22 protein-coding genes and 2 pseudogenes are annotated in these 23,250 nt (G+C 42.3%); 8 read left to right on the top strand and 16 right to left on the bottom strand.

Annotated elements, in window-relative coordinates; translation table 11 throughout:
- Positions 1-4 precede the first annotated feature (4 nt).
- From N4T56_RS08590 to N4T56_RS08565, 6 genes are all read left to right on the top strand, one after another.
- Complete coding sequence (locus tag N4T56_RS08590; protein ID WP_261732920.1) at positions 5-673, top strand: bile acid:sodium symporter family protein; 669 nt, start codon at positions 5-7, stop codon at positions 671-673.
- Positions 648-905, top strand: coding sequence for a hypothetical protein (locus tag N4T56_RS08585; RefSeq protein WP_261732919.1), 258 nt, complete (start codon positions 648-650; stop codon positions 903-905). Before N4T56_RS08590 ends, N4T56_RS08585 begins: the two co-directional genes overlap by 26 nt.
- Positions 906-934: 29 nt before the next feature.
- Positions 935-1,627, top strand: a complete 693-nt coding sequence (locus tag N4T56_RS08580) for a crotonase/enoyl-CoA hydratase family protein (RefSeq protein ID WP_261732918.1) — start codon at positions 935-937, stop codon at positions 1,625-1,627.
- Between the two features lie 10 nt (positions 1,628-1,637).
- Positions 1,638-2,492: a crotonase/enoyl-CoA hydratase family protein gene (locus tag N4T56_RS08575; protein ID WP_261732917.1), complete on the top strand. Its 855-nt coding sequence runs from the start codon at positions 1,638-1,640 to the stop codon at positions 2,490-2,492.
- A gap of 90 nt (positions 2,493-2,582) precedes the next feature.
- A complete protein-coding gene (locus N4T56_RS08570; RefSeq protein WP_261732916.1) occupies positions 2,583-3,368 on the top strand; it encodes an alpha/beta fold hydrolase in 786 nt (261 codons plus the stop codon).
- Positions 3,369-3,413: 45 nt separating this feature from the next.
- Positions 3,414-4,517, top strand: a complete 1,104-nt coding sequence (locus tag N4T56_RS08565; protein ID WP_261732915.1) for a PQQ-dependent sugar dehydrogenase — start codon at positions 3,414-3,416, stop codon at positions 4,515-4,517.
- Positions 4,518-4,902: 385 nt separating this feature from the next.
- On the opposite strand, the gene N4T56_RS08560 is transcribed toward N4T56_RS08565, so the two are convergent.
- Complete coding sequence (locus N4T56_RS08560; protein WP_261732914.1) at positions 4,903-5,241, bottom strand: hypothetical protein; 339 nt, start codon at positions 5,239-5,241, stop codon at positions 4,903-4,905.
- Positions 5,242-5,698: 457 nt separating this feature from the next.
- On the opposite strand from N4T56_RS08560, the gene N4T56_RS08555 reads away from it, so the two are divergent.
- A complete protein-coding gene (locus tag N4T56_RS08555; RefSeq protein ID WP_261732913.1) occupies positions 5,699-6,418 on the top strand; it encodes a GDSL-type esterase/lipase family protein in 720 nt (239 codons plus the stop codon).
- A complete protein-coding gene (locus tag N4T56_RS08550; RefSeq protein WP_261732912.1) occupies positions 6,415-7,191 on the top strand; it encodes a polysaccharide deacetylase family protein in 777 nt (258 codons plus the stop codon). Before N4T56_RS08555 ends, N4T56_RS08550 begins: the two co-directional genes overlap by 4 nt.
- Before the next feature lie 45 nt (positions 7,192-7,236).
- Here the strand turns inward: N4T56_RS08550 and N4T56_RS08545 are convergent, their stop codons facing one another.
- From N4T56_RS08545 to N4T56_RS08475, 15 genes and pseudogenes are all read right to left on the bottom strand, one after another.
- Positions 7,237-8,031: an SGNH/GDSL hydrolase family protein gene (locus tag N4T56_RS08545; protein ID WP_261732911.1), complete on the bottom strand. Its 795-nt coding sequence runs from the start codon at positions 8,029-8,031 to the stop codon at positions 7,237-7,239.
- A gap of 142 nt (positions 8,032-8,173) precedes the next feature.
- Complete coding sequence (locus tag N4T56_RS08540; RefSeq protein WP_261732910.1) at positions 8,174-9,082, bottom strand: haloalkane dehalogenase; 909 nt, start codon at positions 9,080-9,082, stop codon at positions 8,174-8,176.
- 259 nt (positions 9,083-9,341) lie between these two features.
- Positions 9,342-10,456, bottom strand: a pseudogene (locus N4T56_RS08535) (vWA domain-containing protein).
- A gap of 57 nt (positions 10,457-10,513) precedes the next feature.
- Positions 10,514-11,347, bottom strand: a complete 834-nt coding sequence (locus N4T56_RS08530) for an AAA family ATPase (protein ID WP_261732909.1) — start codon at positions 11,345-11,347, stop codon at positions 10,514-10,516.
- A 51-nt stretch (positions 11,348-11,398) separates the two neighbouring features.
- Complete coding sequence (locus N4T56_RS08525; RefSeq protein WP_261732908.1) at positions 11,399-11,911, bottom strand: molybdopterin dinucleotide binding domain-containing protein; 513 nt, start codon at positions 11,909-11,911, stop codon at positions 11,399-11,401.
- Positions 11,912-11,962: 51 nt separating this feature from the next.
- Positions 11,963-13,513: a molybdopterin-dependent oxidoreductase gene (locus N4T56_RS08520; protein ID WP_261732907.1), complete on the bottom strand. Its 1,551-nt coding sequence runs from the start codon at positions 13,511-13,513 to the stop codon at positions 11,963-11,965.
- Positions 13,514-13,581: 68 nt separating this feature from the next.
- A pseudogene (locus tag N4T56_RS08515) lies at positions 13,582-14,582 on the bottom strand (NADP-dependent oxidoreductase).
- 61 nt (positions 14,583-14,643) lie between these two features.
- Complete coding sequence (locus tag N4T56_RS08510) at positions 14,644-15,705, bottom strand: patatin-like phospholipase family protein (protein WP_261732906.1); 1,062 nt, start codon at positions 15,703-15,705, stop codon at positions 14,644-14,646.
- Positions 15,706-15,854: 149 nt separating this feature from the next.
- Positions 15,855-17,519, bottom strand: coding sequence for an AMP-binding protein (locus N4T56_RS08505; protein ID WP_261732905.1), 1,665 nt, complete (start codon positions 17,517-17,519; stop codon positions 15,855-15,857).
- Positions 17,520-17,599: 80 nt separating this feature from the next.
- Complete coding sequence (locus N4T56_RS08500) at positions 17,600-18,781, bottom strand: acetyl-CoA C-acyltransferase (protein WP_261732904.1); 1,182 nt, start codon at positions 18,779-18,781, stop codon at positions 17,600-17,602.
- Positions 18,782-18,906: 125 nt separating this feature from the next.
- Positions 18,907-19,824, bottom strand: a complete 918-nt coding sequence (locus tag N4T56_RS08495) for an SDR family NAD(P)-dependent oxidoreductase (protein ID WP_261732903.1) — start codon at positions 19,822-19,824, stop codon at positions 18,907-18,909.
- 72 nt (positions 19,825-19,896) lie between these two features.
- Positions 19,897-20,358 carry a MaoC family dehydratase gene (locus tag N4T56_RS08490; protein WP_261732902.1) on the bottom strand — a complete coding sequence of 154 codons (462 nt, stop codon included), beginning with the start codon at positions 20,356-20,358 and terminating at the stop codon, positions 19,897-19,899.
- A gap of 247 nt (positions 20,359-20,605) precedes the next feature.
- Positions 20,606-21,163, bottom strand: coding sequence for an acyl-CoA dehydrogenase C-terminal domain-containing protein (locus tag N4T56_RS08485; protein ID WP_261734783.1), 558 nt, complete (start codon positions 21,161-21,163; stop codon positions 20,606-20,608).
- A gap of 25 nt (positions 21,164-21,188) precedes the next feature.
- Positions 21,189-22,412 carry an acyl-CoA dehydrogenase family protein gene (locus N4T56_RS08480; protein WP_261732901.1) on the bottom strand — a complete coding sequence of 408 codons (1,224 nt, stop codon included), beginning with the start codon at positions 22,410-22,412 and terminating at the stop codon, positions 21,189-21,191.
- A gap of 55 nt (positions 22,413-22,467) precedes the next feature.
- The gene (locus N4T56_RS08475) at positions 22,468-23,229 is read right to left on the bottom strand and encodes an SDR family NAD(P)-dependent oxidoreductase (protein WP_261732900.1); all 762 of its coding nucleotides are present in this window, start codon (positions 23,227-23,229) and stop codon (positions 22,468-22,470) included.
- Positions 23,230-23,250: the final 21 nt, after the last annotated feature.

Genomic DNA, 23,250 nt, shown 5'->3' with positions numbered 1-23,250 from the left:
TAACATGGAACTGATAACGTTAGTCAATACACAAGTGATTCCTATATGTATTTTTTTGATTATGATGGGAATGGGTTTATCGTTAGTGGTTAATGATTTTAAACGCGTCGTTAAATATCCTAAAGCGGTGGCCATTGGCTTAACCAACCAATTATTACTGCTCCCTATCATTGGGTTTGCATTGGCCAATATTATGCCGTTAGAACCTGAATACGCGGTTGGAGTGATGTTATTGGTATTGTGCCCCGGTGGCACAACGTCCAATATGTTTTCACACTTGGCTAAAGCCGACGTGGCCTTGTCGGTCACTATGACAGCTGTAGCCAGTTTAATAACTGTGTTCACGATACCAGTGGTGCTTAATTACTCGCTTATTCACTTTATGGGTGAAGGCAGTGAATTTAAGTTACCGATTATCGCCACCATGATAAGCCTGATGAAGCTCACTATAGTCCCTATTGCACTGGGCATGTTGGTAAGACGTTACGCGCCAAAGATAGCAGAAAGTACCCAAGTGCATGTGTCACGTTTTGGTATTTTATTTTTAACCTTATTGATAATCTTTTTGACGTATATTCAACAGGATATTGTTATCCCCGCATTAATTGCTGCTGTAGCCAGTATCGGTCATTCTCAATATCACAACCATGCTGTTAGGCTACTACTCAAGTAAATATTTTGGTCTTAATTTTGCGCAGCGCACCTCAATCACCATCGAAGTCGGTCTGCAAAACAGTACGTTATCTATGTTTATGGCGTTAACCCTACTCGCCAATTATAAAATGTCGTTCACTCCGGCTATTTACACCCTTACCATGCTATTTACTGCGGGTATTTTAGTCGGTATGTTGAACTCTAAATACGTAAAAGCGAAGCAGTTAACCCGCTCCGTGGTTGAAAACTAAAAAAGATAAACGAACCCATTAGGTGCAACATGCAATTAATCAATGTAACGATAGAAAATAATGTCCATATCATTAGTCTAAATAATGGCAAGGTGAATGCAATATCACCCGAGGTAATTACACAACTAAACCTTGCGCTTGATGATGCAGAACAGCAAGCGGCTGTGGTAATACTCACAGGACAGCCCGGCATTTTGTCGGGCGGATACGATTTAAACACCATGAAACAAAGCCCAGAAGCCGCAATGGCGTTGGTCACAGCAGGCTCGAATTTATCTCGCAGAATGTTGGCGTTTGTAACCCCTATTATTGGCCTGTGCAGTGGTCATGCTATTGCTAAAGGCGCATTTTTATTACTGAGCTGTGATTACCGCATCGGCTGTAGCGGCGCGTTTAAAATTGGGTTAAATGAAGTCGCCATCGGCATGACAATGCACCAGGCAGGAATTGAAATCGCCCGTAACCGCATTCCAATTAATTATCTCTCTCGAGCGGTCATTAATGCTGAGCTTTTTAGCCCAGAAGCCGCCATAAACGCTGGCTTTTTGGATCAGGTTGTAGCGCCAGATCAACTCATGCAGACCGGCCTTGCTGTTGCAAGCCAAATGCAACAACTGAATATGAAAGCCCATCAGGGCACAAAATTAAAAGAACGTCAGCACATTTTAACAGCCTTAGGTGCTGCAATTGAGCATGACGCATTAACCACAAAAATAATATAGGGATATCACCATGAGTCTGCAAGAAAGCTATAACACTCTCACCGTTGAGATTAACAACAAAGTCGCCCACATTGTGCTTAATCGTCCTGATGAACTTAACTCGATGAATGTGGATTTTTGGCATGAGTTTCCTCAAGTCATTGAAACGATAAATAATCAATCAGCTGCACGAGCCATTGTGATTTCATCAACAGGTAAACATTTTTGTGCAGGCATGGATCTCGCGGTGTTTAGTGCCAACAATGGCACAGATAATATTGAGCTTGGTCGTAAGCATGAGCAATTACGCCGTCTAGTGTTAAGACTGCAAACTTGTTTTAATGTCTTAGAGTCTGTGCGAATGCCGGTTTTAATGGCCATTCAAGGCGGTTGCATTGGCGGCGCGGTCGATATGGTCACAGCTGCTGATTGTCGTTATTGCACCCAAGATGCCTTTTTCAGTATCGAAGAAACCAAGCTCGGCATGACCGCTGATGTCGGTACACTACAACGCTTACCCAAGCTTATCTCTATCGGTTTAGTCAAAGAGCTTGCCTACACAGGCCGCAGAATGCCTGCAGATGAAGCTAAACAAGCTGGTTTAGTCAATCATGTGTATGACAACCATCAGTCAATGCTTGATGCAGTTTTGGGCATGGCGGCAGAAATGGCAGCGCGTTCTCCCTTAGCTGTGGCTGGTTGTAAAGAAATGATTAACTATGCCCGTGACCATAGTGTGGCAGACAGCCTAAATTACATGTCGGTTTGGCAAAGCGGCATGTTCCAGCCACAAAATGACATGATGGAAATCTTTACAGCTAAAGCGCAAAAGCGCGAGCCACAATTTGCTGAATTGACTCAAATAGATCCATCAAAAATATTCTAAGCATTATGGACTATTGCACTCTTTGCTATCAACACGCTTTATAGATGATTTTATTTGATAGCAAAAAGTGTTCAACCATTTAGAGACATTATGACGAAACCATTAATTAACCTAGTGCATGCTAATGGCTTTCCGGCGGGAAGTTATAACACCTTTTTAGCTCAATTTGAGGGCGACTATCGCACGATTGCCCACAATCAATTTGGTCACAACGTGATGTATCCCATTCACAGTAACTGGCAACACCTAGTGACTGAGTTAATAGAATTTATTAAAAAACAACATGAACCGGTGATTTGTGTTGGCCACTCTTTTGGAGGAGTTCTTTCATTTATCGCGGCTTGCCAACATCCTGAATTATTCAGAGGGTTAGTCATGTTAGACCCACCAGTGGTCACTGGGGCATTTTCTCATTTACTGAGTTTTATTAAACGCACTCCCTATATTGATAAATTATCTCCGGCGGGCAAAGCGAAAACACGCCAGCATCAATGGCCAGAAAACACTAACTTGGTTGATTATTTTTCACAGAAAGGTTTGTTTAAAGACTTTGACCCGCGTTGCTTGCAAGACTACGCCTCATCTTGTGCAGTGCAGCGTAATAATCGGTTAGAGCTAAGTTTTTCGCCCGCTGTAGAAGCTGATATATTTAGGCACTTACCGACTAATCTTGCTAAGTACAAAAACAAGTTAACCGTACCTGCAAAACTCATTTACGGTGAAAACACCACTATCTTTCCGATTAAACATTTTAAGCGTTTTGCTAAATTAAACGACATCGATTTAATGACGTTACCTAAGGGCGGCCACATGTTTCCATTAGAACAGCCCGAAAACACTGCTACCATGGTCAAAGAGATTATTAAAGATTGGTGACAGCGATAGTCAATGTTGATTAAATAGCAGTAAAAGGAGAGTGCAATGCTAAAGCCAACGACATTGTTAACCGCCCTTACCTGTGGCTTGGGATTAAGTTTTTCTGTGTTCGCGTTACCGTTAGATAAAATACAACTCCCTCAGGGATTTAGTATTGATATTTACGCTGACAATATCGAAAACGCACGCCAAATGGCACTGGGCGATAAAGGCACGGTATTTGTGGGCAGTCGCAAGGCTGGTAATGTATATGCGCTTATAGACAGTGATAATGACTTTAAAGCCGATAAACAGATCGTTATCGCGAAAGATTTGTTTATGCCATCAGGATTAGCATTTCATGATGGCAGTTTGTATGTTGCAGAGGTCGATAAAATTTGGCGTTACCCTAATATTGAAAACACCTTACCTAGCATCCCTAAACCCGAATTAGTTTTCGATAAGCTACCTAATAAAGCCCACCATGGTTGGAAATTCATTGCCTTTGGAACTGATGGACACTTATATATTCCCGTCGGCGCACCCTGCAATGTATGTGAAAGTGATTTACCTTTTGCGTCCATCTTAAAACTCAATGTCGACACTAAACAAACCACGATTGTGGCTAAAGGTGTGCGTAATAGTGTTGGGTTTGATTTTCATCCCGTTACGGGCGAGCTATGGTTTACCGACAACGGCCGCGACATGATGGGCGACGATTTACCCGACGATGAGCTTAATCATGTCACTCAAACTGGCAAACACTTTGGTTTTCCTTTTATTCACAATACCGATATTTCCGACCCCGATTTTACTAACCCTACCATTGCCAAACTCAACACGCCTCCAGTATTAGCTTTAGGCGCTCATGTTGCCGCATTAGGCATGGAGTTTTATCAAGGCAAGCAATTTCCTGCAGCTTATAAACACTCAATCTTGATTGCTCAACACGGCTCGTGGAACCGCACAAACAAAGTCGGTTACCGTGTAATGCAAGTCGTACTTGAAGGCGATAAGGTGATAGATTACAAACCCTTTGCCACAGGTTGGCTTGATGGCGAACAAAGTTGGGGTCGTCCAGTTGATGTAATGACTCTGGCAGATGGTTCTATCTTGGTATCAGATGACTTTGCCAATGCAATTTATCGGGTGAGTTATAACAAGCAGTAATGTTTTTCAGGCTTAGTCTTAGATGATAGTAAACTTACTAAGCCTCTTCTTGTCGTCCCTGCTGGGCTGTTAAGCTGGGCTCCAAGTGTTTTTGCTTTTTCACTTATGACTAAAATGTGCGTGAAAGGCCATGATAAGTTAACGTATTCTTTTATACAACATCTTAAGCGGCATCAAGTTCATCGTTGAATTGGGGCATTCCAATGATTGTTTCTGACTAATTTTGCATAGAATTTAACTTAAGGCACAAGTTTTGAACTGTTTATAAAAGTTTACCTTGCCCCCACTCAATTTTGACCCACTCAATTAAATTTACACGACTACCAAGACGGTAGCCGTGTGGGGAACTGTAAGTCGGTTATTTTGACACGGTGTTTAAGGTTAATTACAGGTTCTTAAATCCACACTCTTTATAGCCACCAGTGCACGCAGACCACTTGTACCTGCTTGTTGCATGACATGTGTAAAAACCGGTATTAGTTCTACCTGGGGCAAGCGTAGAATCACTTCCACAACTCCATTTTCCATCTTTCTTTTCTATGCACATTTTCACATAAATCGTTTGCGAGCAACCGTTCTTTACTTTAATTTGTAATGAGTCTGGAGAACCACAGCTATTTCCCCAGTTATCGTCGAGTGAAACACAGTGCTGCGCATCCGCGGCGAAAACACTAGCTGATAGCCACAAACTGATAAGCGAAATAATGCCAATTAATTTTGTCATATAATATTCCCTTTCGTACGCCCAGATAAAGAAATGCTTTAGGTGTAGGGCGTATTAAACACCTAACAGCTTATTAAAGAACGGCTTCCCGATAAAGCCGACCTTTGAGTTATTGATTAACATCATCCTACATTTCCTATATCTATGAACTAACGGCGAAAACAATTTAATGGTTCTTACACTCAAATAAAACTTAAATTACACCTTAAAAGTGTCAAGATAAAATGTAAAAATAAACCAAACAACATTAATATATTAAAATAGCTCAAATTTTCTCAACATAGTCTTTTAGATTGATTTTTGTTCACCGATATATGGCCATGTTGATGGTATTAAGCTAATAAATTTACTTATTGATAGAACGCCGACATTGACTGAATACGAATGTAATACATATCAAAAGCTGGCATTAATCGATACATTGTAATTTGAGTATGTTGGTAAGTACGGTATTTTTATGGACGTTAAACGAAGTCAATTTTCACACAAAAACACATCATTTTTTCTTTTTTTGCTTTTTGTATGCTCTGGCGTTGCCAGTGTTCATGCAAATGCCGAAGAACCAATCCCTTATCAATCTGACTGGTTAAAAAATCATTACGCTGAACGAATTGCACATTTTACATTACAGCCTCTGAGATCAGGTGATATTGTATTTATTGGCGACAGTATTACAGAGCAAGGGTTAAATTGGGCAATAAGGTTTAACGACCTGCGAGTGAGAAACCGTGGTATTAGCGGTGACACGACCTATGGTGTTTTGGCTCGATTAGACGAACTGAAAATGACACAACCTAAGGCGATATTTTTAAAAATAGGTGTAAACGATATTTTTAATTTTTATTATATTAAACAAATAAAAAACTTATCATCTGTCAGTGAAAACATCGAAAACATCGTGATACAACTAAACGAAGCCCTGCCTAACACGCCTATTTTTGTGCAAAGTATTCTGCCTGATCATCGCGATTTTATCACTGACATGGTGCAAACCGTTAATCAACAAATCAAAACGATTAAACACGCACGTTTTACCTATATCGATTTACATTCTGCATTTTTGTCCTCAAATGGCACAATGAACAGCTCTCTAACTACCGACGGGACACATTTAAATCAAGCAGGCTACGCACTATGGGCGGAGCAACTGGCTCCAATAATGGCAGAGTTAAAATGAAGTATATTTTTATACTCTATTTTTTGACGATAAATTTATGCCTAGCAGATGAAAAACCCATACACAGTTATCCAAACGGGGCAACAAAAGCCGTTATATTCAGTTATGATGATGGTGTTATTCAAGATAGAAAATTGGTTGAATTATTTAACCAATATCATGTGGTGGGCACATTTAACTTAAATTCAGGGTTGTTTGGTAAAAAACTACCTTGGATGGAAGCCTTCATTGGTAAACAAGGTGAATACATTAACCTTGATGAAATCAAGTCGCTTTATAAAGGCCATGAAATTGCAAGTCACAGTTACTCACATCCTGGTTTTGCAGGGTTAAACGAAGCGGAACTTAGATTTCAACTGTCTCGCGATCAGCAAATTTTAGCACCGATTAACGGCAGCCCTTTAAAATCATTTGCTTACCCTTTAGGTTCTTACGATAACGCCGCCATGCAATTAGTTAAACAAGCTGGATTGACCAACGCAAGAACCACAAACGATACCCATAATTTTGAACTACCCAAAAACTATATGGAGTGGAACCCTACTGTTCACCACGAAAAAGCGATGCCATTAGTTAAACAATATATCGCACTTAAAAGCGAAAAACTGACCGTGATGATGATATGGGAGTACGCTTGGGAGTTTGATAAAAAGACCCAAAATAATAATTGGGATTACGCCGAAAAGCTTATTCGGACGGTCTCAAACAAAAATGATATTTGGTATGTATCGGCAGCAGAGTATATTCAATTTTTAGAAAGTATCAAACAGTAATAAAGCCCTGTTAAATCTATACCCATTTACCGTACGTATTAGTAGTTAAACGAACGTTGGAGCAACAACACCATCTACTATCTGCTCTACCGCTAAACTCGCCCATGCATTGTAAATCGGTGCACCTGGGTGAAACCCATCGCTGGCCATCACTTGTCGCATAAAATCGAGCATAGTTATTTCGGGTTGCGGGTTATCTAATGGTAATTTAATCATAGCAAAACGGCTTGTTTGATTGTCCTGCTGATTAAGTTTATGGATTAATTGCGCTAAGCGCTCATTAAACTGATTAGCACGTTGGCCTAAACTCCACCGCAGAGGATTGGGCAATGCCGGAAATAATCCCAGTGGCGGTAATGCTGTAACGAGTATGAGTTTTGGCTGATAAAGCTGGCGGATAAGCTCAAAAAATTGCTGTTGTTGCTGCAACCATTTATCGCAACTTACCGATGAGGTGATGTCGTTTACACCAAGTGAGGTGATAATTACATCAAATGTTGATTGCCCTAATATGGGGTGTGCCGGTGTACACTGCTGCTTGAGCGCCTCTAAGGTTGTTGATGTTGTCGCACCTGTTTTAGCAAACAAGGCGTAATTCACATCTAGTGTTGGGCTTAATTGCTCAATCACCTGGCCAAGAAGTGCCTCACTTTGATTACAAACGCCAACACCGGCGGCGGCTGAGTCGCCTAAAATCAATAAATTTAATGTCGGATTAGCCCCTGTTTGCCCCACTCGTTCGCCTTCTGGCTCTGGCAACTTTGGTGTTGTGCGTCGCACTTTGAGCCCTTGTAACACAAGCACTGGGGCCAACATAATCGAAATTCCGTGATACAACATATAGACTCCTTAAAGTCATTTCCCTGTCATTACTTTATGTCACTTGTCACTTGTCACTTGTCACTTGTCACTTGTCACTTGTCACTTGTCACTTGTCACTTGTCACTTGTCACTTGTCACTTGTCACTTGTCACTCAGACCATTATTGATTATCAGCAATAAATTGCACCACAACTTCGGCTAACACTTCGCCTTTATCTTCTTGTAAAAAGTGTCCGCCACTGACAATGGTGGTGTGTTTTTGCCCTTGGGTACCGGGGATGAATTTTTGCATCAAGGCGTCGCCCCCTTTGGTAATAGGATCAGAGTCACTAAAGGCAGTTAAAAACGGTTTATTCCATTTTGCTAACGCTTTCCATGCTGCACGGTTTTTAGCTGCTGCGGGGTCATCTGGTGTGATTGGCACAAGTAAAGGAAACTGACGCGCGCCCTCTTTATAGCGTTCATCAGGAAATGGCGAATCATAAGCGGCGATAATCTCGTCGGTCAGTGTCGATACACAAGCACGGTTTATTAAGCTGCCAGTCGGAAAAATATCAACATCTTGTGAGAATTGGCGCCATTTGAGAAAGGCTTCTCCGGGTTGATGATCACCTGTGGGTAACATGGTATTGGCTGCAACTATCCGAGCAAAGCGTTCGCTGTGTTCTGCCGCTAATCGTAAACCAATCAAGCCGCCCCAATCCTGACATACTAAGGTCATGTCATTAAGGTTAAGATGTAACATGAAAGAGGTTATCCAATCAACATGACGCTGATAGGTATAGTCTGAGCGTTTTGTTGGTTTGTCTGAACGGCCAAAACCAATTAAATCGGGCACGATGACCCGATGCCCTGCTTTTACTAAGATGGGGATCATTTTACGATACAAAAAACTCCATGTCGGCTCGCCATGCAGCAAGAGTATTGGCGCAGCATCTACTGGCACCTCGTCAACATAATGCACTCTCAACTCGCCGCCTTCGTTATCATCGACGTTTAAGTAATGCGCAGCAAAAGGGTAATCTGGCAAATGAGCAAAACAGCTGTCTTCTGTACGTAAAAAATCCATATTATGTCGGTTCCTTGGTCTGTTTTATAAGTGCCAAACAGTCGTCAATTTAATTAACCTGAATTCGGGATAAGGGATGAGCTTATGCTATTTAAAATCAACATGTTACCCCTTTCTCACTTTCAAGCTTGTCATTTGTTCTGTTAACAAGGCGAATTGACGCGTCAATAGCAAGCCTATTGCAAGTCGATTCAACGCAGTTAGCAGGGCAAAGTACTGTTTGAAAGGCGTTGATTATCCCGAGCTCAGGTTAATTAGCTTATGTCCTTAATGGCCGGCCTATGCCATCTACAGTTAACGGGTACATTTTGTCGCCAACCAGTTTTTGAATAATCGAAATTGAATGATGTACCTGCCAGTATTGTTCTGGTTGTGGGTTCAACCAGGCGACTTTATGAAAATGACCGAGTAGTCGATTCATATACTCTATGCCGGGCTTTTCATTCCAATGTTCAACACTGCCGCCTTTAGCAATGATTTCGTAGGGATCCATGGTGGCATCACCCACAAAAATCACTTTATAGTCAGACGAGAAAGTCCGTAACACTTCTTCTAGTTCAATGGTTTTATCAAACCGGCGGTGATTGTCTTGCCATACTTTTTCATATAAACAGTTATGAAAATAAAAAAAGCGTAAGTGTTTAAATTCGCTGTGTGCGGCTGAAAATAACTCTTCGCAGGTATGAATGTAGTCATCCATTGAGCCCCCGATATCGAAAAACATGAGCACTTTTACCGCGTTGTGACGCTCTGGCTCCATGTGCACATCAAGTAAGCCGCCATTTTGCGCGGTTGAGCGGATAGTCGTATTGATATCAAGCTTTTCACTGGCACCTGTGCGGGCAAATTTACGTAACTTTTTGAGGTCAATTTAATATTACGGGTACCCAACTCCCGATCCTGATCAAAGTTTTTAAACTCGCGCTTATCCCACACTTTCACCGCGCTGTTATTGCGGTTTTTATCCTGTCCAACACGTATGCCTTCGGGGTTATAACCATAAGCACCAAAAGGCGATGTGCCGCCAGTACCAACCCATTTATTACCACCGGCATGACGTTTTTTTTGTTCTTCTAAACGCTCTTTCAGTGTTTTCATTAGCTCTTCAAGACCACCAAGCGCCTTAAGTTGGTCTTTTTCTTCTTGACTTAAGTGTTTTTCAAACTCTTTACGCAGCCAATCCTCTGGTAATAATTTGTCAAAAATATCAATATGTTCGATACCTTGGAAATACTCTGCAAAGGCGTTGTCGTATTTGTCGTAATAGATTTCATCTTTTACCATGACAATCTTGGCTAAATTATAAAATTCTTCTACATCAGCAAATACTACGCCTTTTTTAAGCAAGGCGATAAGGTCAAGTAGTTCGCGCAAACTACAAGGTACTTTGTGTTTTTTTAGGGTGAGAAAAAATCAATAAACACGACGATGCTACCTGTTTCTGCGGCTCATAAAGGCCAGTTTTTCAATCAATGACACATCCTGTTCATTCTTTAATAAAGCGCCAAATAATGGAATAATATCCGATTGCTTATCCAGTAATGCCTGTTGTGAAATGTCATCGGAGATCAGTAATTTTAACCAATCAATAAGCTCAGATGTTGATGGCTTTTTCTTAATGCCATTGACTTCTCGCAGATCGAAAAACACATCTAAAGCCTGAGTTAACAGGGTTTGCTTTACATCTGGATGATGCACATCAATGATTTTTTCCATTTCCGCTTTGGTTGGAAACTTAATGTAATGGAAAAAGCAGCGACGTAAAAACGCATCGGGCAGCTCTTTTTCATTATTAGACGTGATGATAATAATGGGGCGCTGTTTTGCTTTGATCACTTGCTGAGTTTCATACACATAAAACTCCATTTTATCGAGCTCTTGCAGTAAATCGTTAGGGAACTCAATGTCAGCTTTATCAATTTCATCAATTAATAAAATGGGACGTTGTTCTTCTTCAAACGCCTGCCATAGCTTGCCTTTTACGATATAGTTGCCAATATCATGCACCCTCGCATCGCCTAATTGACTGTCACGCAGGCGTGATACTGCATCGTACTCATACAAACCTTGTTGGGCTTTGGTGGTCGATTTTATGTGCCATTGATACAGTTTACAATTAAGCGAGCGCGCTAACTCTTCAGCTAACTGTGTTTTACCCGTGCCTGGCTCCCCTTTTATCAATAACGGTTTTTCGAGCGCAATGGCTGCATTAACCGCTAATGTGAGATCATTTGATGCGATGTAGTTTTGGGTACTTTTAAACATGGTTAACCTTTCTATTTATTCGTTATTTGTTGATAATACATTCAATCATCATTAAGCAAGCTTAATCGCTACCGGTGTGCCATTAAAAGCCGCGTTTCCTGTCAGCATATCAACTCGTTTAGCATCTGTTAAATCATTAATACTCACACCAGGTTGAGTGGCGGCTACTGACATATTAGTGCCTTGCTGATTATGCCCCCAGCCTTGGGGCATAGTGACAACGCCTGGCTGAACATCATCGGTAATGACCACTTCTATGCTAATTTCTCCCACTGCGGAGGTGACTATGACCTGCTGGCCAGTCTTTGCCCCTAGGGCATGTGCATCATGTGGGTGTATTTCTAGAGTACACGGATTTTTACCTTTAATGAGCCGCTCTGAATTTTGGATCCAGGTATTGTGGCTTTTCACCAGGCGCCTGCTGATTAAATCAAATGGGTATTGATTATCACGTGTAGTTTGAGTCATAAACGCCTGCAATCGCGGTAAATCATCTTGATAAACCTGCGGGAATAAATCGATATTACCATTCGCGGTTTTAATCCGCTCAGATAAACATGGCATTAATGCGGCCAATATCAATACCGTATGGATTATCAATTAACGTTTGCAAACTCATGCCCTGCTTGCCATATGGCCTTTTTTAAGTTCCATATCCAAGATCATTTCAGGGGTAATTTGTTGCATTGGGTCATCTGCTGGCACATTAAGCATGCGCGCAGCAATCTCTTTCAATATTTGCCAGTCGCTACGTTGCTCGCTGTGCTTTTCAAATAATGGCGCTGAATATTTAACCGTGTTTCTCACTGAGAAGGAGTTAAAGAAAATATCAAAGTGCGAGTTTTCGACCCCCGTGGTGCCCGGTAAAATGATGTCAGCGTATTGGGTGGTTTCATTGAGGTAGATATCAATCGATACCATGTACTCGAGCTCACTAAAGGCTTCAGCCAATTTATGGCCACTGGGTGCTGATAACACAGGATTACCCGCAACCGTAATTAAGCTTCTAATTTGCCCTTCTCCTGGGGTTTGAATTTCTTCTGCTAATGCAGCCACAGGAAACTCACCATTAAAAAACGGTAATTTGCGCACACGGGATTGGTGTTGGCCAAATGAGCTTTTATGACCCGCCTTGTGATTACGCAATAAATCAAATGCCGGTTGCGGAAACATTGCTCCGCCTGCTCTATCAAAGTTGCCGGTAATAATATTGAGCACATTGGTGAGCCATAAACAAATGCCACCAAAGCTCTGGGTCGATGCGCCCATACGGCTATAACAAACTGCTGAGTCGGCAGAGAGCATTTGCGCTGATAAGGTTTCAATGACTTCTGCCTCAATGCCTACCAATGGGCTAACAACTTGTGGCGAGTAATCTCTTACTAGATTTTCGATGTCACCTAACCCATCAACCTTATTGGATAAATGACGTAAATTGACCTTGTTATGCGCAAACACGCAATGGATTAATGCCAACAATAAAAAGGCGTCTTTTTCGGGGCGAATAAACACATGTTGGTCGGCTATTTTGGCGGTGCGGGTTTTGCGCGGATCAACCACCACCACTTTACCACCGCGCTTTTGAATGGCCTTTAAACGCCCAATCACGTTAGGGGCGGTCATCATACTGCCATTTGACACGACAGGGTTTGCGCCAATAATAAGCATAAAGTCGGTTCGGTCAATATCAGACACCGGAATTAACATGCCTGCGCCAAACATAAAATTAGCAGCCACATGGTGCGGTAATTGGTCAGCAGAAGCTGAGCTAAACCGATTAAGAGTGCCAAGGGATTTCATAAACGGTTTGAGAAATAACGCATTACCTAAACTGTGGGCATTGGGATTGCCTAAATACACCGCTAATGCATTTTTGCCATGTTGTTGCTGAATATGTTTGAATTTGTCGACGATTTCGCTAAACGCATCATCCCAACTGATGGCTTGCCAACCTTCAGCGGTACGTTTTATTGGGGTTTTTAAACGGTCGTTATCGGTATAAAAATCCTCTAACGCTAATGCTTTGGGGCAATTATAACCTTGGCTAAATGGGTCAAGTTGATCGCCTTTTATGGCAATAATTTGCTTATCTTGATAGCTAATTTCTAAGCCACACATGGCCTCACAGATATTGCAATTACGATAATGGATATTGATTTCGCTCATATTGTTTACCTGCTTGGCCAGATGTAAAAACAGCACAATCGGTAGCAATTGTGCTGCATGATTAAGGGTTAAACTTTAACGATTAATTTGCCCTTGTTCGCACCGGTAAAGAACAAATTAAGTCCCGTCATCGCTGACTCAAGCCCCTCTAACACATGCGCGCGATGCTTAATCTGCCCGTTCATGACATAGGGTGTCAGTTTTTGTAACAAGGCCGGTACGTCGCCAAAGTGGTCTGGCATGGTGAAACCTTGAATGGTTAAGCGTTTTTTTATCACTTGGATCCAGTTTGAGTCCAAGATCAGGCACTGCTTTTGGATAATCTGCAATCATGCCGCACACCACAATGCGCCCGTGGGCATTCATTCTGGCGAATACATGATGTTGAATAGGACCACCGGTGTTTTCAAAATAGATATCAACGCCTTTTGGTGTTAACTCAGCAAGCTTGGCTTCAATATCATCGGTTTTGTAGTTTATCGCTCCGTCAAAACCTAACTCATTGACAATCCAATCTGCTTTTTCATCGCTACCAACAACACCTATCACCGTTAAACCATCGGCTTTAGCCAGTTGCCCCACAATAGAGCCCACCGATCCCGCGGCGCCAGACACGACAATAGTTTCACCTTTTTGAGGTTTGCCGACATTGAATAGTCCTTGCGTAGCCGTTAAACCCGGTAACGCAAACACAGATAATATAGCTTCGTCGGGTAAAGGTGCGGTGACTTTGTTTAACCCTGAAGCCATTACTTAAAAAATATTCTTGCCAACCCATCATGCCCATTACGCGATCACCCACCTTAAAATCTGGGTGTTTGCTTTCAACCACTTCGCCAATGCCAGAGCTGCGCATCACCTCGCCTAACTCAACTGGCGGAATGTAACTTTCAGTATCAGGGCTCATCCAACCAAACATGGCTGGGTCAAGGGACATATGGCTTTGTTTCACCAGAAATTGGCCGTCGGCTACGATTGGCATTGGCTTTTGCACAACTTCAAATAATTCAGGATCAACTGAGCCGCCTTGTGGACGAGCGATAAGATTGATTGCGGTAAATGTGCTCATGGTTTTCTCTCTCAGTGGTTAGTTGTTTCGCCGTCAATGGCGTTGTATTTATCGTATTGCTTTACATTAACTGTTTAATATTTTTAATTTGATCAATGCGTTGGTGTTTATAAAAGTGTTTAAAGTGCAAGGCCAATTTTTCGCTTTCCACAAACACTTGTTGCCAGTATTTAATTCGTTGCTGTGGCGCTAGTCCCACAAAGTCTTTGCGGTCGGGAATTTTTTGATATGGCAGCGACGCAACAAACTCGGCAGAGGGACAAAGCAACACGGTTTTATCGTAATGTTGTAATCTGACATTCCGAGACAAACTTTTATCAAACCAACCCGCTTTTAAAGTGGAACTAAAATGTGGATATAAGGTTAAGCCGTCATTTTGAATATTTAAATCAAAATGATAATCAATAATGCCGCCATCACGATACATGCCTTTAGGACAATCAGGAATGTCGTTAATGCCTTGCATTACCATCGGGATTGAGCCCGACGCTAGCAATGCTCGCTTAATATTGTTTGAGTTCAAGTTCACCGAGGTTGTGGCAAAGTTATCTGGATCGTTTAACAACAAATCACTTTGGTGATGTTGAAAGATATACCGTTCATACTGACTTTTAAGTAATGGTCTGCTCAACGCATTGTTGATAAAACTCTTGGTTAAGCCTACCCCTTGTTTAAGCTTGTTTTCTGAAGCGACCAAGCCATTGCATTTCGCCACTATAAAATGCGCTTTAAATACGGGGTTATTAATGATTTCATCTGCTCCTGTATTGCCAAATATGGCTTCCAGTAACTCAAATGCTTTAGTGGTAATCTCTATCGGTTGTGGCTTTTTATCGTCTGAATAGACTGTCTCGCTATAGTTTTTAGCCAAACGTTCTATGGCTGCAACCGGATCCTTTTGTGCAAAACATGCAGCACGAAAGGCACCTGCACTAGAGCCTATGAGGTTTAATGGCTGTTGTCTGTCTTTAAAAAACTCACCAAATAAATATTTATCTAAGCCAAACAAGGTAAACCATTTAGAGCCGCCACTGGCACCCAAAAACGAGCTAAATAGCTCTGGAGAAAATCCCTGTTGTTGGATTGTTTTTAAGGCCGTGTCACCGGCATAAATTTCTAACATAAATAATGATTACTTACTTTTGCAGCGACACAATGGCAAAGTGAATGTGGTTAACACCGAGGTGACCTATTGCATTGTGAGAACTGACGATGACTTAGGAGTAAAGACACGCTGAGTCGATATACCACCGACTCAGCGCTGTTGATAAGCTATGCCTTACTACGCAAGTCTTTACGCAATACTTTACCGACATTACTTTTGGGTAATTCGTCCATAAATTCGATGATTTTAGGGCGCTTATAATTGGTTAACATTTCAGCGCAATGATCAAAAATATCTTGCTCAGTAAGATTAGGATCCTTACGTACAATGTACACTTTTACCCGCTCACCAGTCGCATCACAAGACACTCCCACTGCAGCGGCTTCAAGCACACCCTCATGCGCGACAATCACTTCTTCAATTTCATTAGGGAATACATTAAATCCAGACACAATAATCATGTCTTTTTTACGGTCAACAATTCTAAAGAAACCATTTTCATCCATGGTGGCAATATCACCGGTGGCTAACCAGCCGTCTCTTAATACTTCGTCAGTGGCTTTTTGGCGATTGTAATAACCTTTCATGACTTGCGGTCCTTTCACCCACATTTCGCCAGGCTCGCCTAAGGCAACATCTTCACCATCAGCGCCAACTAAACGAATATCAGTCGATGATGCAGGCAAGCCAATAGAACCATTGTATTTTTCTTGATTGTACGGACTCATTGTCACCAATGGTGCACATTCTGTTAACCCGTAACCTTCTAACAATTTAGAGTGAGTTACACGCTCCCAATGTTCAGCCACTGGGCGTTGTACCGACATACCGCCGCCAAAACCCATTTTAAGTGCGCTAAAATCTAATTGATCAAAACCTGGGGTATTTAGCAAACCGTTAAATAAGGTATTTACCCCTGTGATGACGGTAAATTTATACTTGGCTAACTCTTTAACAAACCCTGGCATATCGCGTGGATTCGTGATCAGTAGGTTTTGACCACCAAAGGGTAAAAATGCCAGGCAATTAGAGGTTAATGCGTAGATATGGTAAAGCGGCAATGCCGTGACCATAAACTCTTTACCAATTTCGTATACGTTTTTGGTTACTGCGTTTGATTGTTCAAGGTTGGCCACCATATTACGGTGCGTCAACATGGCACCTTTTGAAGAGCCTGTCGTACCACCGGTATATTGTAAAAAGGCTAAATCAGCCCCCACTACGTCGACTGGCGTAAATTTGCTTTTACTGCCTTTAGCCATGGCATCATTAAACTTAACCGCGTTAGGTAAATCAAAAGGCGGAACTTGTTTTTTAAGATGCTTAATGGCGCCATTAATTAACGCGCCTTTAATCAAGCCTAACCTGTCACCAACGCTAGTGGTAATGACATGTTTAACATCTGTTTTATTGATCACTTGCTGCAATACATGGGCAAAGTTTTCAAGAATTAAAATGCCCTTTGCACCAGAGTCTTTAAGTTGGTGTTCTAATTCTCGTGCGGTATACAAAGGGTTAACGTTAACAACGGTTAACCCTGAAATTAAAGCACCAAATAAGGCAATAGGATATTGCAGTACATTTGGGATCATAATGGCAAATTTGTCGCCTTTGACTAAACCTAAATCGTTTTGCAAGTAAGCCGCAAACTCTTTTGCTTGTTGTTCGAGTTGTTGATAGGTAATGCTGACATCCATATTGATAAATGCCGTGTTACTTGCATATTGCTTGGTATATTTAAAAAACAATTCTGCCAATGAGTTATATTTATCTGGATCGATTTCAAACTCAACCCCAGGCGGGTAACTCTTTTGTAGCCAAACTTTTTCCATAATACTGTCCCCTTTATTATGATGCGAAAACTATCGCCGTTTTTATTATTATGATGACCTTCAAACAAGCAACTAAACGCTTACAACACTTCAAACAAACCCGCTGCGCCTTGACCGCCACCAATACACATACTAATCACCACGTATTTAACTCCGCGACGTTTTCCTTCTATTAACGCGTGCATCACCATGCGTGTGCCACTCATGCCATAAGGGTGACCAATCGATATTGCACCGCCATTGACATTTAATTTGTCAGCAGGAATACCCAGCTTTTCGGCACAGTAAATCACCTGCACAGCAAAGGCTTCATTGATTTCCCATAAACCAATGTCATCCATGGCTAAACCATTGCGTTCAAGCAACTTTGGAATGGCATAGATAGGCCCAATGCCCATTTCGTCAGGTTCGCATCCTGCAACCACCATACCGCGATATACGCCTAATGGTTTAAGGCCGCGCTGTTCAGCAAGTTCACGTTCCATTACCACAACCGCTGCTGCGCCATCTGATAATTGCGAGGCATTACCGCCAGTAATAGAACCGTTATCTTTCACCGTTTTTAAGCCAGCTAAGCCTTCGATATTGGTTGATGGACGATTACCTTCATCTTTTGTCAGGGTCACAGGCACTTTTGAAATATCGCCGCTGTTTTTGTCCATCACTAACTTAGTGCAGCTTACTGACACAATTTCATCATCGAATTTACCCGCCTCCTGAGCTGCAGCGGTGCGCTGTTGTGAAGTCAGTGCATAAGCATCTTGACGTTCCCGCGAAATATCATAGCGATTGGCCACGATTTCGGCAGTATCAAGCATGGGCATATAAATGGCTGGACGATAAGCTTTTACACTTGGGTCTACGGCGCGGTGCATGTTCATTTTATCGTTTTGCACCAAACTGATTGAGTCACATCCACCGGCGACAACGACACTGGCGCCGTCAACCACAATGTGGTTTGCGGCAATGGCAATTGACATTAGACCAGATGAACATTGGCGATCAACGGTCATGCCTGGCACAGAAACAGGTAGGTTGGCTGCCATAGCGACCTGACGACCAAAGTTCATGCCTTGGTTGCCTTGAGTTAATGCCGCACCAAAAATACAATCGTCAATTTCATTTGGGTCAATACCCGCGCGTGTGACCGCCGCATTAACAGCAACGGCTGATAACGTTGGCGCAGATAAATCATTAAATGCACCACGGTAGGCTTTGCCAATAGGCGTGCGGGCGGCTGATACGATGACGGCTTCTCTCATGACAAATTCCTTTTATATAGAGTGCATCTTATTTAATGCACATTATGAGTGGGGGTGTTGAACCCAATAACACCACTCAACCGAAATCACCCCAGTGACCTCGCAATAATCTAATCAATTTATAATTACTGTTGCGCTTTCATGAATGCCATGGCTTTCATGATAAATTTTTCACCTTGTTGCGCGCCCGACACCAATGCTTTTTGTTTGTCTTGTGCCGTTAATTGGTCCCAATTTTCACGTACCGTTTCAGGGCTTTGATTAGCCGTGGGAATAAAGCAGCCGTCTGTTTCAAAAATACCGGCACTTGAATAACCGCCAGCGCCAGCACATAAAATAAATCGGTTAGGTGCATCTTCATCACACAAGGTCAACATGCCTGCTGTTACGGCTTCTGGCGCAAAGGCTTTAACGATGTCTTCTGGCATTAAATCTTCTGTCATGCGGGTGCCGGCGGTGGGCGCTAATGCATTAATGTGAATATTATTTTTTGCACCTTCAAGCACTAAGGTATTCATTAACCCAATCAGTGCCATTTTTGCCGCACCATAATTAGCCTGACCAAAATTACCATACATGCCGCTTGATGAGGTTGTCATTACAATTCGACCATAGTTTTGTTGCTTCATGATTTCCCACACTGCTTTAGTGCAGTTAACGGAGCCCATCACGTGTACATCCATCACTAACTTAAAGTCATCTAAGGTCATTTTTGAAAATGATTTATCACGCAAAATGCCAGCATTGTTAATTAACACATCAACGCGGCTCCACTTGTCCATGGCCTGTTGCACCATGTCCTGAACCTCTTCAAAATTTGCCACATTTGCACCATGACTTATGGCTTCGCCGCCCATAGTTTGTATTAACTCAACCACTTCTTGTGAGGCTGCAGACGAAGCGCCACTGCCATCACGTGCGCCGCCTAGATCATTTACCACCACTTTAGCACCACGCTTAGCCAAGGCTAATGCATGCGAACGCCCTAATCCGTTACCCGCGCCTGTGACGATAGCCACTTGTCCTGCAAAACTGATAGTCATCTTTGTCCCCTCAATATGCTTAATCATTTTTATTGTTATATGTAATTTGTGTCTAACTGGCTCAATGTTTGACTACTTCACCATTTGCACTGAAATCCACTCGGCGACTAATGCTGGAGTATCGCAACCTTCAATCTCAATGGTGACTTCAGTTGATAGACGGAATTGCCCAGGCTTTTTTTCTTCAATCGACAAGGTTTTAGCGTGCGCTCTAATTTGGCTGTTAACCGTTACGGGTTGCAAAAATCGTACTTTATCGAATCCGGCATTTAAGCCCATGTAAAAGCCATCAATAATGACACTAAATTCTTCTGCAAAATGCGACAGCATGGATAACGATAAAAAACCGTGAGCGATAGTTGAGCCAAAGGGTGTCGCTTTGGCCTTTTCTTCATCGACGTGAATAAATTGATGATCTAAGGTGCAGTCAGCAAATTGGTTAATCTGCTGTTGGTTGATTTGATGCCAACTCGTTGGCGCGGCTTGATGGCCAATATACTGTGTAATTTCATTGCGATTAATGACTGTCGGCATTTCCGTTCCCCTATGTACTGTAGCAGTACGCTCCATGAATGAAATTTAAGCGATATCTCATGCTAATTGGGGCAAACGAATTAAACAAATGAATAGTTTTGATACTTAGATATTACCTATATGAATAGTTATGACCAATTTATTAAACACTTAAAAACAAAAAAGCATTACCCCATCAATGAGTAATGCTTGGTTTAATCCTAATCAGAAATGACTTTCACCTTAACAGCTTCAATACATTACATCTTTAAAACCACTCTGGCTGCATATCAAAGCTGGTGCTGTCTGTTTGTGTGAGCAACTTCGACCACACATTGATCTCTGGTAATTCAAAGCGGTAAAAATACTGCGCAGCTTGTAATTTACCCTGATAAAAATGCACGTCGGCCTGATGTGGTTTCTCTGCTAAAGCTTTAGTGGCCACAATACTTTGTTTTAACCATAACCAGGCAATAATGACATGACCAAATAGCTCAAGGTACTTAACTGAGTTAGACAAGGCGAGGTCAATATTCTTGGTCGCCATTGCCGTTAATACTGCTTCTGTAGTGGTAGAGAGTGTCGCCAGAGCCTCACTAAGTTGTTCAGTCATTGGCTGTAAACTGCTGTAATGCTTAGCTTCATCAAGGGTTTTAACGATTTCATGTAACGTAGCCTTATACCCCTGCATTTTGTTCATTGGCACTTTACGAGTCAGTAAATCTAATGATTGGATCCCAGTAGTCCCTTCATGAATCGGGTTTAAACGGTTATCACGATAAAACATCTCTACCGGATGCTCGTTAATATAGCCATGGCCGCCCATCACTTGAATCGCTAAAGAGTTAGCTTTAGTGGCCGTATTCTGACGGCCAGGTTTTAATGATTGGGGTTAAAAAGTCTAATAAGGTATGTGCATGTTGGCGCAGCTCTTCAGTGTCGGCGGTATGCTCGTCATCACTTAACTGAGTACCATATAACACCAATGCCATTGCGCCTTCAGCATAGGCCTTTTGAGCCAGTAGCATACGCTTTACGTCTGCATGCTCAATAATATTGACCATGGGCGACAGTGGGTCTTTACACGAAGGTAACCGACCTTGGGGACGATTTTTAGCGTAATCAACCGAGTATTGATAACCCGCAACGGCAATCACTGCTGCGCCAGTGCCGACCATAATGCGCGCTTCGTTCATCATATGAAACATATACTTAAGGCCGCAGTTTTCTTCACCGACAAGATAACCTACCGAACCATTTTTTTCACCAAAACTCAGTGCTGTAGAGGTTTGCGCGCGGCCACCCATTTTATGAAATAAACCCGCTAAGGCGACCTCGTTATCTTCACCTATCGAGCCGTCGTCATTGAGTAAAAATTTGGGCACCACAAATAATGAAATCCCTTTCACCCCTTTAGGTGCACCTTGAATACGCGCTAACACTAAATGAACAATGTTTTCACTTAAGTCGTGGTCGCCACCCGAAATATAAATTTTATTACCGCTAATACGATAAGTACCATCATCACCTTTTACCGCCTTGGTGATCAGATCGCCCAAACCAGAACCACTGCCCGGTTCTGTCATGGCCATGGTGCCCATAAAGCGACCTTCGCGCATCGGTTTTACCCAGGTATCGATAAGCTCATCGCTGCCGTGGGCTTGTAACAAATTGGCATTTGCGGTTGTAAGCATGTTGTAACCCATACCCACACCGCCAGCAACACTTAAAAAAGCCCCTGCAGCACTGGCTATAATCGGCGGCACTTGCATTCCACCTAAATCGTAATCAGCTGTGGCCGAACCAATACCAGACTCAATTACCGCTGAAATTGCGGTTTTGAGCTCAGGCACAATATGAACTTTTGTGCCATCAAAGGTCGGCTGTTCGGTATCAAGCTTTTGCCTTATGGGTAAAAAATGTTTTTCAGCAATGGTTTTTGCTGTGTTGATGACTTCATTAAACGTTTGACGATCATGATCTTGATAACGCTCTCGCGTAATTAAGCCTTCGCTGTCAAATAACTCGTACAGCAAAAACTCAAGGTCGCGTTCATTCATTAATGTTGCAGGCATAATACTCTCTTCTTATTGGCTACAAGGTGTGAATACAGGGATAACTCTCTGCGGCTTAAAACGCAGATACACCACCATCTACCGCAATACATTGTCCGGTCATATAAGTATTTGCTGGCGACAACATCATCAACATCACAGCAACAATCTCTTTTGGCTCACCAAGGCGGTTCATCGGTGCACCGCGAGCCATTTTCTTTTGCTTTTCTTCGTCAGCAAAGTTGGTCACCATAGGTGTTAAGGTAAAGAACGGACAAATGGCATTGATACGAATGTTGTCGCGGCCATATTCAACCGCACCGGTTTTGGTCAAGCCAATAACGGCGTGTTTTGCCATAGAGTACGCACTGCCTCTGGCTGCCCCGCCTAAACCTGCCATTGAGCTAACATTGAGGATTGTCCCCTCACCTTGTTTAAGCATTTGCGCAATTTGATGGCGCATACCAAACTGAACACCTTTAACGTTAATCGCAAATTGGCTGTCTAAAATTGATTCATCAATCATGTGCAGTGGCATAAATTCATGAGCTATTCCGGCATTGTTAACCCCAATGTCAACGCGGCCAAAATACTCAAGCGCAGTATCGACCATGGCTTTACAGGACTCATTTTTTGATACATCGCATTTCATTGCGACCACTTCAGCGCCTGTTGCGGCGATGTCATCTGCTACTTTATGCACGCCAGCTTCATTGATGTCGCTGATGACTAATTTTGCGCCACGTTTTGCCAGCTCCTGAGACAGTAACTTACCAAAACCTTGTGCAGCACCTGTGATCACGGCAACCTTGCCAGTAAAATCTAATAATGGATCCATGCGAGTAACTCCTGTAATTGA

Origin of the sequence: Shewanella phaeophyticola (assembly GCF_025398315.1) — a bacterium.
GTDB classification, from domain to species: domain Bacteria; phylum Pseudomonadota; class Gammaproteobacteria; order Enterobacterales; family Shewanellaceae; genus Shewanella; species Shewanella phaeophyticola.
Note: the sequence above shows the minus strand (reverse complement) of the source record. Positions and strands in the feature narration are given on the sequence as shown.